General features: G+C 58.5%; 14 protein-coding genes. 5 read left to right on the top strand and 9 right to left on the bottom strand.

What is annotated here, in order from left to right; all coding sequences use genetic code 11:
* Positions 1-25 precede the first annotated feature (25 nt).
* From R2N16_RS03060 to R2N16_RS03045, 4 genes are all read right to left on the bottom strand, one after another.
* Positions 26-973 (bottom strand): glutamate cyclase domain-containing protein, encoded by a 948-nt coding sequence (locus R2N16_RS03060; protein ID WP_316664113.1) that lies wholly within the window; start codon positions 971-973, stop codon positions 26-28.
* 59 nt (positions 974-1,032) lie between these two features.
* The gene (locus R2N16_RS03055) at positions 1,033-2,349 is read right to left on the bottom strand and encodes an MFS transporter (RefSeq protein ID WP_316664112.1); all 1,317 of its coding nucleotides are present in this window, start codon (positions 2,347-2,349) and stop codon (positions 1,033-1,035) included.
* A gap of 79 nt (positions 2,350-2,428) precedes the next feature.
* Complete coding sequence (locus R2N16_RS03050; protein ID WP_316664111.1) at positions 2,429-3,928, bottom strand: aldehyde dehydrogenase family protein; 1,500 nt, start codon at positions 3,926-3,928, stop codon at positions 2,429-2,431.
* A 27-nt stretch (positions 3,929-3,955) separates the two neighbouring features.
* The gene (locus tag R2N16_RS03045; protein ID WP_316664110.1) at positions 3,956-4,912 is read right to left on the bottom strand and encodes an NAD(P)-dependent oxidoreductase; all 957 of its coding nucleotides are present in this window, start codon (positions 4,910-4,912) and stop codon (positions 3,956-3,958) included.
* 161 nt (positions 4,913-5,073) lie between these two features.
* Here R2N16_RS03045 and R2N16_RS03040 point away from each other — a divergent pair, with 161 nt between their 5' ends.
* From R2N16_RS03040 to R2N16_RS03020, 5 genes are all read left to right on the top strand, one after another.
* Complete coding sequence (locus R2N16_RS03040) at positions 5,074-5,979, top strand: LysR family transcriptional regulator (protein ID WP_316664109.1); 906 nt, start codon at positions 5,074-5,076, stop codon at positions 5,977-5,979.
* A 370-nt stretch (positions 5,980-6,349) separates the two neighbouring features.
* Positions 6,350-7,246: an amino acid ABC transporter substrate-binding protein gene (locus R2N16_RS03035; protein ID WP_316664108.1), complete on the top strand. Its 897-nt coding sequence runs from the start codon at positions 6,350-6,352 to the stop codon at positions 7,244-7,246.
* A gap of 51 nt (positions 7,247-7,297) precedes the next feature.
* The gene (locus R2N16_RS03030) at positions 7,298-8,035 is read left to right on the top strand and encodes an amino acid ABC transporter permease (protein WP_316664107.1); all 738 of its coding nucleotides are present in this window, start codon (positions 7,298-7,300) and stop codon (positions 8,033-8,035) included.
* On the top strand, positions 8,032-8,760 hold the full coding sequence (locus R2N16_RS03025) for an amino acid ABC transporter permease (protein WP_316664106.1): 729 nt from the start codon (positions 8,032-8,034) through the stop codon (positions 8,758-8,760). The genes R2N16_RS03030 and R2N16_RS03025 overlap by 4 nt, the downstream gene beginning before the upstream one ends.
* Positions 8,761-8,786: 26 nt before the next feature.
* Complete coding sequence (locus tag R2N16_RS03020; RefSeq protein WP_316664105.1) at positions 8,787-9,539, top strand: amino acid ABC transporter ATP-binding protein; 753 nt, start codon at positions 8,787-8,789, stop codon at positions 9,537-9,539.
* Positions 9,540-9,757: 218 nt separating this feature from the next.
* On the opposite strand, the gene R2N16_RS03015 is transcribed toward R2N16_RS03020, so the two are convergent.
* The 5 genes from R2N16_RS03015 to R2N16_RS02995 all read right to left on the bottom strand — a co-directional run bounded on the left by R2N16_RS03015 (position 9,758) and on the right by R2N16_RS02995 (position 13,035).
* Positions 9,758-10,696 (bottom strand): hypothetical protein, encoded by a 939-nt coding sequence (locus R2N16_RS03015; RefSeq protein WP_316664104.1) that lies wholly within the window; start codon positions 10,694-10,696, stop codon positions 9,758-9,760.
* Positions 10,697-10,749: 53 nt separating this feature from the next.
* Positions 10,750-11,253: a hypothetical protein gene (locus R2N16_RS03010; RefSeq protein WP_316664103.1), complete on the bottom strand. Its 504-nt coding sequence runs from the start codon at positions 11,251-11,253 to the stop codon at positions 10,750-10,752.
* Positions 11,254-11,259: 6 nt separating this feature from the next.
* Positions 11,260-11,604, bottom strand: a complete 345-nt coding sequence (locus tag R2N16_RS03005) for a hypothetical protein (RefSeq protein ID WP_316664102.1) — start codon at positions 11,602-11,604, stop codon at positions 11,260-11,262.
* The gene (locus tag R2N16_RS03000; protein ID WP_316664216.1) at positions 11,604-12,425 is read right to left on the bottom strand and encodes an HAD domain-containing protein; all 822 of its coding nucleotides are present in this window, start codon (positions 12,423-12,425) and stop codon (positions 11,604-11,606) included. Before R2N16_RS03000 ends, R2N16_RS03005 begins: the two co-directional genes overlap by 1 nt.
* 277 nt (positions 12,426-12,702) lie before the next feature.
* Positions 12,703-13,035, bottom strand: coding sequence for a VOC family protein (locus R2N16_RS02995; RefSeq protein ID WP_316664101.1), 333 nt, complete (start codon positions 13,033-13,035; stop codon positions 12,703-12,705).
* Positions 13,036-13,043 lie beyond the last annotated feature (8 nt).

The following is a 13,043-nucleotide window of genomic DNA, read 5'->3' as shown; positions in this document are numbered from 1 at the left end:
TGCGGCAGCGAAAGGACTTGAGGATTTAGCGAGCAACCGAGACGATTTGGTGCATCAGGCTGATGAACGCTGAGTGACCTTCCCAGTGGATGCCGTCGACGGCGTCTTCTGCTTTCGACGTGGCGCCATCGCGGGCGCCGGCTTTCACGGTTGCCTGGATGAGGTCTCGCTCCATCGATGGAGGGTGCAATAGCGAGGGCGTTCTTTCTTGCCACGCTAGAGCAGCTGCGACGCCGTAGGCGCCCCAGTTCGACACGGAGGCGCTCACCACCACGTCCGTCGCGGTTACCGTCACAACTCCTGACGGGTGTCCTGCGTGGGACTTGCCGCCGAACGGATGCACAGCAGTAATTTCATCGCGCACCGCCCCAAAGCCGACTTCATTGCCCCCATCACCGATACCTACGGTGAGTCCTCCCGCTTTTCGCGCAAGGTCAGCCAAGAGATACACGTGGCCGACATCTTCAGGATTTCGGCAATCGCCACGCACGCCGTGGAAGAAGCCCTCCTTATTCGGTCCATCGCGCTCGACAAAAATCACAGCGCGCGGGCGGTACTTCTCCATGAGAGCCTCCGCGAAGCTTTCCCCGTCCGGCAATCCCAGGGGAAAGCATTCCGTGCGAATGGGTGCGTAGCCGGTCAGCTCATCGTTGACAATCTGAGCCACCGCATTCACAGGCTCGACGTGCGCATCTTCCGTAACCATCACGACACGAGCACCCAAGCCAAGCATGATTGCGCGTGCAAGTACCGCCGCGCCGACCGGCCCATCCGTCTCGCCATACGGTAGCTTGGGAGGGGTTCCTGCGCCCGTCGCGATAAACACGACATCCCCTCGACTAATGGTTTCGCGCAGTCGTCGCGCCGCCAGGGAACTGAGAGGCTCGCCGTGATAAGCGCGGCAAACCGAATACATGGGAACAACATAGCCAGGCGGAAGGCCGCCGTTAAGAGGCCGAATCTCGACCGTCATGAGACGGTCAATGCGGTCTCCAGCAATTTGGTCAGGTATTGGAGTCACTTTTTATCTCGTTACTGGTCAATGCGAGCGCGGTAGGTTTCTTTGACCAGCAAGATGCAAATCAGCGAAATCGCTGCGGCAACAACTACGTACCAGGACACAGCGGACGAGCTACCGGTGCGTGCGACCAGCCATGCAGCAATCAGCGGTGTCGGGGCGCTCGATACAATCCCCGAGAGTTGGTATGCAGTCGACGAGCCGGAGAAGCGATAGCGCGTCGGGTACTGTTCAGCGTAGATAACGCCGTGCAGCGAGCCCGTTGCTGCATGGCCGATGCCGAGCCCAAGCGTGATGGCCAGGGTGATGAGTGCTGGATTGCCCGTGTCGAGCAGCCAGAACATCGGAAACGCGTACAAGGCGAAGAAGATGGTCCCGATGGCATACACAGCACGTCGGCCAATCTGGTCAGACAACCATCCGAAGACAGGTTGCATGAAGAGGTCAACTGCAGCAGCGACCAAGAGCGCAGTAGTCGCAACACTCCGCGGCAGATGAAGGGTGCTGGTGACGTACGTGAGCGCGTAGACCGTGATGAGGAAGTAGCCGACGTTAGCGACAGTCTGGAAGAAAACCATGATGAGCGTTTTCTTCTTCTCGTTGCGCCACACTTCGAGCAACGGTGCCCGAGAAACATTGCCTTCGCTTCGCACCTTCTCAAATGCGGGCGGCTCCGAGACTTGCAGGCGGATGTACATACCGACGGCCAGCAACGCCAGGCTGAGAATGAACGGGATACGCCATCCCCAAGCAAAGAACTGCTCGTCAGGCAACGTGGATACCAACGCAAATGCGCCGCTCGAAACAAGCAAGCCTGCCGGCACCCCCATTTGCATCGTGCTACCGAACAAGCCTCTGCGTCCTTCCGGAGCGTGCTCGACAGACATCAATGCTGCACCACCCCATTCGCCGCCAAGGGCGAAACCCTGGATGACTCGCAACAGGATGAGCAGAGCCGGGCTCCAGTGACCGATGCTGTTTTGGGTCGGAAGAAAGCCGATTGCCGCGGTACACAGCCCCATCATCAACAGTGTGAAGACGAGCATCTTTTTCCGGCCCATCTGGTCACCGAAATGGCCGATGACCATTCCTCCAAGGGGCCGAATGATGAATGCAACCGCAAAAGTTGCCATCGACGCCAGCGTTGCCATTTCCGGAGATAGGTCATTGAAGAAGACCTTCGGAAAGACCAGCGCTGCGGCGGTGCCATAAAGGAAGTAGTCGTACCATTCGACCGTCGTGCCGATGAATGAACTGAATGCAGCGCGACTGGACACTTTGTGCCCGCCTTCGGCATGCGCTGTTGCTGCGATGTTGAGATTTGCCGCCACGTGTTACCTCCTCTTGCCAAAGTCTCTCCAGCGGTCCGGGTCGTTGCCGGACCGCTTGGGTTCTCTTTTTCTTCTTTCGTCAGACGTTGATGGTCACGCTCTTGCGGGATGTGTAAGCCTCAAGTGCGCCTTCAATCGAATACTCGGCGCCAATGCCGCTTTGCTTGGCACCGCCGTACGACATGCCCGGAATCTGGCCGCCGGCGCGGTTCACTTGAAGCCAGCCTGCATCGATACGTTCGGTTGCACGCAATGCTGTGGTCAGGTCGTTCGTGAACACGTATGCCGCGAGACCGTAGACCGTGTCATTGGCCCAGTTCAGGACCTCTTCTTCGTCAGTCCAGGGGATGGCGACCAGCACAGGGCCGAACACTTCCTCGCGCGTAACGCGCCAGCTGTTGTCCACGCCGGAGAAAATGACCGGTGCAGGGAAGAAGCCCTTGGCATCTTCGACCTTCGGCGGCAGAGCGCCCGTCAGTACCGTTGCACCTTTGTTGATTGCCTCGTCGATGAATGCGCGGACTTCGGAGTAGCGTTCAGCGTTGATGATGGCGCCGATGTCGTTGGCTTCATCGAGGGCGTCACCAATCTTCATTTCTTGAACCTTCGCGACGACCTTCGCCATAACCGGCTCCCACACGCTCTTGTGAACGTACAAGCGGGAACCCGCGGTGCAAGACTGCCCTTGGCGAGCGAAGCGCATGGCATTGATGATGCCGGTGACTGTGGCGTCGATGTGCTCGGGCGTTGCCGCGTCCGGATACACGATGCACGGGCTTTTACCACCGAGCTCAAGCGTGGAGCGTGCAATACGGTCGGCGACAGCATGGCCAACGAGCTTGCCGACTTCGAGCGAACCTGTGAAGGACACCTTGGCCACGCTCGGATGTGCCGACAGCGGAGCGCCAGCTTCCAGACCCGTGCCGGTAACGACATTGAACACCCCGGCGGGGAACAGGTCAGCGGCAAGCTCGGCGATTTTGATGACCGCCAGCGGCGCGTCTTCTGCCGGCTTGAGCACCAGCGTATTGCCGGTACCCAGAGCCATGCCGATTTTCACAGCGGCCAGCACAACCGGCGAATTCCAGGGGATGATTGCGCCAACCACGCCAAGCGGCTCACGAGTCGAGTAGCTGAAGATGCCTGGGCCAAGCGGGAGCGTCTCGCCTTTCTGCTCCGCAATCACACCACCGTAGTAGCGCAGCACCTCAGCTGCGCCCAGGACTTCCGGACGGCTTTGTGTACGCAGTGCGTTACCGCTTTCGGCGGCGAGCACACGGGCAATCTCTTCCGCGTTGGCAGTGACGCGGTTGCCGAGCTCGGTCAGCAGAGCGCCACGTGCGCGAGACGCAAGACGACGCCACTTCGGGAACGCAGCACTTGCTGCAGCAACAGCAGCGTTGACGTCGTCTGCGTCGCTCGCACCAATCGTGGCGAGTTTGGTGCGGCGCGACGGGTTCTCGACATCCAGTGTCTTGCCCTTCGCGGGCGTGCGCCATTCGCCGTTAATCAGAAGACCAGTAATGCCTGCACTCGGAAGGACGACTTCAGCGGCAACATTGTCAGTGAGAGTGTTCACGTTGATTCCTTTTGATTTCTACCGGATTTACTGAGCCGAAGGCAGGCTGAGGCGCACGCCGAGCAGCTCTTCGTAGATTTCATTGACGCTGGTCGAATCCTTGCTACCCAGGCCCTTGGCGCGTGCAGCGTTGTAGGTCTGCAGCACCAGTTGACCCAGCGGCATCGGCAGATTGGAGAATTCGTCGAGGCACAACTTGATGTCCTTGTGCATCAAGTCGATGGCGAAGTTCGCCGGACGTTCCGCGGTAAAGAGCGTCTTCGGCAGATAGTCGAGCATCTTGCTGCCGGCCAAACCTGCGGTCAGCACTTCGCACAGAACTTCGAGGTTTGCGCCGGCCTTGACGCTGGCTGTGAGGACTTCGCCCAGGGCCACCGTGTTGATGGCCGTTAGCAGGTTGTGGCTGAGCTTGGTGAGCTGACCGGCACCGGTCGGGCCGCAATGGACCACGCGGCCGGCAAGGACTTCGAAAACCGGCTGCAGCTTCTTCAGCAAGTCTGCCGAACAACCGACCATCAGCACGAGCTTGCCGTTCTCCGCACCGGCGACACCGCCGCTGACGGGGGAGTCGACGAATTGAATACCTTGCTTAGCTGCGATTGCCGCGATTTCCTTGGTGGTGGCTGGGTCGACGGTGCTGAAGTCGACAACAATCGAACCATCGGTAGCCGTTTTCAGTACACCACTTTCGCCCAGTACGGCATCGCGCAGCGTCTTGGGGCTCGGAAGGCTGAGCAGGATGTACTCGGCACCTTGTGCGGCTTCTGCAGGGCTCTTGGATGCAATCGCACCTTTCGATGCGAGCGCATCGACCGCGGCCTGGCTCGGGTCGTACACGCGCACTTCGTACCCCGCAGCGACCAGACGAGCAGCCATTCGGCCCCCCATACGTCCCACACCGATGAATGCAACTTTCATTTCAACTATCTCCAACGAAGACCTGGTTATCTGGACCGATATGACGTGGGCGGTGTCGCGCGCCAACCTTCGCTCATCGAGGGCTTTCCCTGCGTCAGCGAGGGATACGTGTCGGTGGAGAGAACTATAGGGAGAGGTTTTTAGAAAAAAAAGACGACAGTTTTTGACGGTATGAGTAACTATTGCTTACCATTCACCTCGAGAATCCACATTGGCGGAGGCGTGGGATGCTTCATCTTGGGCGGTTAAGGCTGCTGCACGAACTTTCGGTGCTGGGGACAATTTCAGCAGTGGCCGAAGCTGTGCATCTGACCAGGCCAGCGGTGTCTCAGCAGCTGGCGCAACTTGAAGATGACCTGGACACGGTGCTCATAGAGCGCTCAGGCCGAGGTGTGCAGCTCACGCCGGCAGGCCGACGGCTAGTAGCACGCGCGACAGACCTGTTTGCGATGGCAGAGGAAATCGAAGCTGAAGTCGCCGCTGCGAATGTGGAGGTGACCGGTGAAGTGCGGCTGGCGGCGTTCGGCTCACTTGCAAGTACGGTTGTGCCGCGCGCGGTGTCTAGGTTGCTGGAACAGCACCCCATGCTGACCGTCTTGTTTATGGAGTTGGAGCCGTCAGAAGGGCTCCGAGCCGCCGCCGCAAAGCAAACAGACCTGGCCATCGTCGACGACCTCGTAAGCGCGGAAGCTCTGGCCGAAGCGCTCGAGTTCAGCCCCCTCTGCGTTGACCATTTCGACGCTGTTGTGGGTGCCGACCACAAGCTTGCTGGGCGCAAGTCGATTCAGTTATCCGATTTGGCTCACGAACGGTGGGCGCTGAATCAATCGGCATCCACCTATCACACGTTTCTGCTGAACGCTTGCTACGCTGCTGGTTTCACTCCCAAGGTGACCGCCAGCAGCCGGAATACCGCTGTAACGCTTGAGATGGTTCGAAGAGGTGGAGTAGTTGCCGTGCTCCCCCGATTGGCTCTCAAGCTGGTCGAAAATGACCCGGACTTCTCCATTATTCCTATTGCCCCAGTGCTCAATCGACGAGTCTTTGTTGCACTAGCGCGCGGTATTGCGAAACGCCCCGCCGTTGCTGCCGTACTCGACGCACTCCAGATGGCTGCTGTCGACGTAGCTTGAGTTGCGACAAGCCGGCCTGTCTCCTTGCCGGGCCGAATCACGACTCTCTCGTGTAGGGACATTCCCCAATCCGGCGGCCCAAGCTGTTGCGCCAGCTGGACCTGTTTCACGTCACGCTGCAGTAGCGCCGTCACGTAAGCCTTGAGCGAGAAAAGCGCCTGTAGCCTGGGTTCATGGGAAGCTGTCTCTCTTCACGGACCCCGTCGCTGGTCGCTGCGCATCCCCCCGATGGAAAGCTTTTCTTTCGTATTTGGAAAGAAACCGCCGCCTTTTTTTCTATTTTTCGCCAGCCTAGAGTGCCCTTACGCCCCATCGGGGTGTTCGTCAACATTGTCGGTCGCTGGCACCACAACTAGAAGGAGTGCGGGGTATGTTGCAACGATTTACTCAGGCGGCGCTGCTTGTCACGGCATGCGCATTCGCGTCTTTCACCAACGCAAATGCGGCAGACACGCTCGCGAAGATAAAGAACGCAGGTGAGATTCGCCTCGGCGTCCGGGATGCTTCTGTCCCGTTCTCGTTTCTCGACCAGAACCAGCATTACGTTGGGTTCTCCATCGACCTTTGTCAGAAGGTCGTGGACAAGGTGAAGCAGACGCTTGGTATGCCATCGCTCAAGGTGACGAATGTTCCCGTGACTTCAGCCAATCGCATTGCGTTGGTCAACAACGGCAACGTCGACATCGAGTGTGCCAGCACGGCGAATAGCCTGGAACGACAGAAGCAGGTCGGCTTCTCCGTTGCGACCTTTGTGAGCCACACGCGCTGGCTGGTGAAGGCCAACGCAGGCCTCAAGTCTGCCGCGGACCTGAAAGGCAAGACTGTCGTGTACACGCAAGGGTCCAATGCCCTGGGCTTCGCAAAGGAAATCAGCGAGAAGAACAACCTCAATCTCCAGTACATCCCCGCTCATGACCACAGCGAATCGATGCTCGTTCTGGAAAGTGGCCGCGCTGCAGCCTTCATTGAGGACGACATCCTTCTCGCCGCGAAGAAGGCTGACGCCAAGGACCCGAATGCGTACACGTTCCTTCCCGAGTCGTACAACTCGCTGTACTACGGCTTGATGATTGCGAAGGACGACCCAGCCTTCAAGAAGGTCGTCGACGATACGCTGAAATCGCTCATGGCGTCTGGCGAGTTCGAACAGATTTACAAGAAGTGGTTCGAAGGTGCGATTCCGCCGCGTGGCATCAAGCTGAACTTCCCGATGAGTCCGGACCTCAAGGAGCGCGTGAAGGCTCCGAGCGACAAAGTGCCGGCGTAACTGAAGTCAAATACGGGCAGCCTTCGGCTGCCCTCATCGAGCGTTTCAGTCATGCAATTGCTATTCGAAACAACTATCGACGGCGGGCGGTACATCGACTGGCTGCTGTCCGGCCTGAGATGGACGGTACTTCTCTGGGTTGGCGGAGCCGTAATCGCCACCGTCTTCGGAGTTGTAGTCGGCTGCGGTAGGACGGCACAGAGCGCGACCTTCCGCATTCTCGCTCGCACGTATGTGCAAGTCTTCCGCAACGTACCGCTCCTGGTTCAAGCGTTTCTCTGGTACTTCGTCATCCCGGAGATTCTGCCAACGCCCATCGGCAACGCCATCAAACAAATGCCGGCGATTTGGGGCAGCTTCTTGCCCGCGCTCGTCGCGGTTGGGCTGTACACGGGAGCACGCGTAGCTGAACAGGTGCGTGCGGGCATTCAGTCACTGCCGAAGGGCCAACGTGAGGCGGCATTCGCACTTGGGCTTTCCAGCTTCAACACCTATGCGTGCATCCTGGTTCCCCAGGCGCTGCGCACGATGGCACCGTCGCTCACCAGCGAGGCACTGGCGCTCCTGAAGAACACGTCTGTTGCCATGACGATTGGCCTGATGGAACTGTCCGCGCAGGCGCAACAGATGAACGAATTCACGTTCAGAACTTTCGAGTCGTTCAGCTACGTAACGCTGGTCTACTTCGCACTGTCGCTGCTTGTCTACGGCTGTGCCGAACTCGTTATCAGAGGCGTCGCAATTTCTCATAGGCGCGCAGGCCCGAAATCGACTCCGGAGAACGCATGATGTCTTTTGATTACGATGCTATCCGCGCGGCGCTTCCCTACTTGGGCATGGGCATGGTCTTCACGCTGCAGCTGACAGCTGTGGCGTTCATTGGTGGCCTGCTGATTGGCACGGTGCTCGCGGTGATACGCCACCTTCGAGTGCCCGTTCTCGACAAGACAGTCTGGGCGTACGTTACGGTGATGAGGTCTGTCCCCCTCATCATGGTGTTGTTCTGGTTCTTTTTCCTGGTACCTCTCGTCCTGCGAGCGATGTCTCCCAGCGGAATGTCGGTATCGGTGAGCCCGCAGCTGTCGGCATTCGTCACCTACACGCTGTTCGAAGCAGCCTACTTCTGCGAAATCATTCGCTCGGGTCTGCTGTCGGTACCTCGTGGGCAGTTTGAAGGTGCCAAGGCTCTCGGGTTCTCAACCTGGCAGACGTTCACCCTCATCATCATTCCTCAGGCGTTGAAGGCCATGGTGCCCGTCATGGTGACTCAGGCAGTCATCCTGTTCCAGGACACGTCGCTGGTTTATGTGCTCTCCCTTACCGACTTCGTCGGGGCAGCCTCCAAGGTTGCTCAGCGCGATGGAAAGCTCATTGAGTTCTACACGTTCGCGGCAGTGGTCTATCTCATCATCTGCTCGGCTGTAGCCGAGCTTGCGGACTACCTCCGCCATAGACGGCAGGCGCGAGGAACGTTGCGTGTCCCGTCCACAGTAGCGGCAAACGTCACTGCCTGAATAGCATTGGAAGCTAGGAGCTTGAATTGAACTCGACTCAGAATCCCGTCGTGGAGCTCGTTGCTCTGACGAAGAAATTCGGAGCACACACCGTGCTGCATGACATCAACTTGAAGGTCTACGCCGGGCAAAAGGTGGTGATTTGCGGACCATCAGGCTCTGGGAAATCGACACTTATCCGTTGCATCAACGGCCTCGAGGACATCGATGGCGGCGAAGTCATCGTACGCAGCCATCAAAGCGGCGAGCGCTACGCCAAGGCGTCCGATGTGCGTCGTCATGTCGGCATGGTGTTCCAAAGCTTCAATCTCTTTCCCAACTACAGCGTTCTGAAGAACTGCATGCTCGCTCCGGTAAAGGTGCGCGGTATGAGCGCGGCAGAGGCAGAGAAGACGGCAGTGGCTCTTCTCAACAAGGTGCGGGTCGGCAATCAAGCAGACAAGTTTCCTCCCCAGCTCTCAGGCGGACAGCAGCAGCGCGTGGCTATTGCTCGAGCCCTCTGTATGAACCCCTCGGTCATGCTGTTCGACGAACCGACCTCAGCTCTTGACCCGGAGATGGTGAAGGAAGTCCTGGATACGATGGTGACGCTCGCCGCGGAAGGGATGACGATGCTGTGCGTCACTCACGAGATGTCGTTCGCTCGGCGAGTTGCAGACCGCATCATCTTCATCGACGGCGGGAGGATTGTCGTGGACGCCCCGCCGGACGAATTCTTCGCCGACTCGGCACATCCACGAGTACGCGAGTTTTTGGGCCAGGTTTTGAGTACGGTGTAATGTCTCCGCGCCACATAGCCGTGCAAATAGCTTCGTCTAATGTGGGGCGACGCAGCTGCCGTTTGCACGGCAACCTTCAGGTTCTGCATATTTGCTGGCGGAACGCCGATATGTCCGCGAAAGCAGGTCGACTGCAAACGTAACATCGAGGAACTCGTACACTCTGATGCTCATTTCGGTACTATCGGTTCAATCTGTCTCAACGCACTTAGCACCTGCTAGCAGTCGTACCAAAGGGGCGAAAACACAAGCGGCTTCGCAATGGCACGGCTGACCGTGGTGGCCAACTCATCCAGGTCGCCCACGCCGTTCGCGCTACAAATCGTAAGTGTCTTAGTCTCCTGGCCAGCATAGTCACAGCGACAAAGCACACGCAGGGATGACCCACCCGGACCTTTTGCCGGTAGTACACGTTCGACCTGAAGCTGAATGACAGCCTCCATAGGGACAAAGTACAGCTCCCGGCCATAGAAGATGAATGCTGTTCGGTAGGCAGAACATCCTATCCACCCCTTGCAATGGTCGAAGCCTGGGTCAGGCGGTCGAATGAACTCTAACTCGTACTGCAGGCCAGACCGAGCGAAAGAAGGTACCGGCCCCAACCATTCCTCGCGAATTCTGGCCACCGGCTCGAAAGCCATGAGTTGAGCTATTTCTGTTTCGCTGACCCATGGACGAAATCCCGTCGTGATGCCAATCCAGCATCCCGCCTTGAGCCTGGGCTCCTTCTCGTAAATGGGATTGAGCGTTGGCCCTTGTTGCATTTCGGGCGGCCACACATGCAACTCAACGGACGCCAGACTGTAGACCCACCGGTGCCCAAGAGAGTTGGAACTCCTCAGTACCGTTCCCTCCCCGAGGAAAGGCTGCAACTGGTCAACAGTGCGTCGAAGATTCTCAGCAGCATCGTCATCGACGTACGATATCCCCGAAAATTCGGTAGCCGGCTCGTTGGGGGAAAACTGCGGGGAGACCTGAGCTGAAAGCGGCCAAAGCAAGCCTTTCACGAACGGGCGCGGAGTCTCAAACTCAATCACGTCCCAGTCATAGACAGCGTGCGGCCGGACGCCATATCGCTTAACAAGGAACGCACGGGGAAGGAGCCATTGCAGGCCAATCTCACTGAGATAAACCTGAATCGGGTTGGGGCCTGTCATGTGATGGGGCATCGGTTGCTTAAGTCAATCGGGTGACGAATAACGGCGCCACACTAGCGGCGGGTTTTCTTCAGCGCGCCGTGTCCAAGGACGTCTCCTGCCATCATGCGCACGATTGAGGGGTTCGCCTTCGATAAATGCTGGGGCTCCACGCGGTAGCCGTAAAGCCGATGCAGCGCAATGGCGACCGCGCACGAGCGCGAGAACCCACCCTCGCAGTGGACGACTATCGACGATATGTCGCCAGGCAGCGCTTCAACAAAAGAACGAATGGCTTGCCCATGCTCGTCGGTGAATGCGTGGGCGAGCTTGCCGCGTGCTTTGTCGGACAAGTCCGGATTGAGGAAGTCGACGTCGGCAAAGCTGAGGCGCAGCACGTGAGCGAAGTCACCGATGGTGGCCGGGGGACGCTCTGGCGCGGTGATGGAGATGACGGCTATCGATGGCAGTGGAGGTAGCCTTTCCGCGTCGGACCTCGATAACGCAAACACCTCGCGGCCCCCGTCAGCCGGCGGCCTGTACAGCTTCCCGAGAATGTCCTGCAGACGCTGCGTCATTTGTACCTACCAGCCAAGAAGCTGCCGCGCTCGTTTCATGACCCAATCCTGTTCCGCCTCTGAGAAATCCCACTCGCCACTCTGCACTTTCAGGGAGAACCCCTTACGCACGTTTGCAAGGCAGCGCTCTTGGGTCAATGCTGGATTCTCCGTAACCTTGCGCATGCAGTAGGGGGCGCACTGCTGCGCCAAATCCTCACAGCACTCATATCGCTCAGCCCATTCTTCGTCGGTGAGCCCCGAGACGTACTGGCCGTTGACCAGCCGCACCAAGAGTTTCGACTGAGCGCCTGGCACAGAGGCGATTGGGTTGCCGCGCGGGAAATCGGCAGGAATCGTTCGGTTCGACATTAGTCACCCCTCGTGCTGTCTCCGTGAATGCTGGACAGCCAGCCCCGAATGCGTCGCTGGGCTTCTTCATCACTGATGCCACGTGACGAGTCGAGAAGGACAAATCGGTCGGCAAACTCCCCTGGTGTACGGCCAAAATGAAAGGCCCCATACACCGAATCGTCTATCGCCATCCAGTTCTTCAGGCCCTTGCCATACACGTAGCTGGTGATGACGTAGGTTCGCTCGGAGCCGTTCAGGACGTAACTCAGTCGCGGCTTAATGCCGAGGGTTGTGCCCACAACCCGTCGACCTAGCTCTTGAGGTAGATACGAAACGACCTGGTCAAAAGGTAGCTTCTGCAGCCAGGAGGTCGTGAGGACGATTTCCACCTCGGGGTATGGCTCAAGCATTTCGGCTAGCAGCGGCGCGTACTCAAGCAATGGTCTGCCCGACTCAAGCGTCACTTCGCCAGTTGTCGTATCGAGCAGCGCGTGACCAGCGTGGAGCGTACCGTCGTAGTCGACGAACAGCGTTGGAGTGGCGGAGCGATGCTCCAGCGCAGGCTGTGGGGTGACGTTGAGCGTGTCTGCTGCGGTCAGCGAGGTTGCATGCCATTTCACGGCATGCCCAAGTGCACGGAGCGCTATATCTGCATCTGACCTCGGCAAAACCATCATGGCCAGACCCAGCGCTTCCAATACCTTGAAAAGTTGGTCTGTTCTGGACGGCTCTCCGTTCTCGAGGCGGGAGAGTGTCTCGGGTGCAATACCGCAATAGTCAGCCGTGTCGTCGACGGACAACTCGCTGCCCAGGCGCCGGCTGCGTACAAGCTGCCCCAATGTCTGGAGTTCTCTCGCCAGAGGGTTCTGGCCAGACTTCCGAGGCTCTTCTGACATGGTCTCAATGCGCCGCCATTGGTCGGCGGCACTTCCTCTTGAACACCATCCCATGCTAGCGCTAGGTACAGCGACCGAGACAAGAAAAATACTGGGTTGTTGCGCGAAGAGATTTTATTTTGGACAGGTTATGCCTTATTCCGTGCCGATAGGACAGGTTATGCTTTGCACACCCATCTACCGGCCGGAATAAGTCCCTGCGTTGTGGCCAGCTTATGCTTTATTCGCAGGCCACGAATCGCCTAACGGCACAGCGGCGCACGCCCCACGGCTCGTCAACGAGTGGGTAGACGATGTCCAAGCCCAGCGACACGGCCCGCGCATGCACGGCATCCACATCGTCGACTTCCACCGACAGCGCCGGCACCGGCGTATCGTTTCCGCCTTCACTGGCGATGCTGACCTGCGGCGTCATCGTGTGGGCCGGTTCGGCAAAGGTGATGATCCAGCCGTGGTCCATCACCGCTTCCAGATCGAGCAGTTCGGCATAGAACGCGCGGGCACGTGCCGGATCGGCAGCGTGCAGGTTCGGGACGATGCGTCGGACGGCCATGCGGTGCT

Origin of the sequence: Ralstonia psammae, from assembly GCF_958405935.1 — a bacterium.
Taxonomy (GTDB): Bacteria; Pseudomonadota; Gammaproteobacteria; order Burkholderiales; family Burkholderiaceae; genus Ralstonia; species Ralstonia psammae.
The sequence above is the reverse complement of the archived record's forward strand: the minus strand, read 5'-3'. Positions and strand labels throughout refer to the sequence as shown.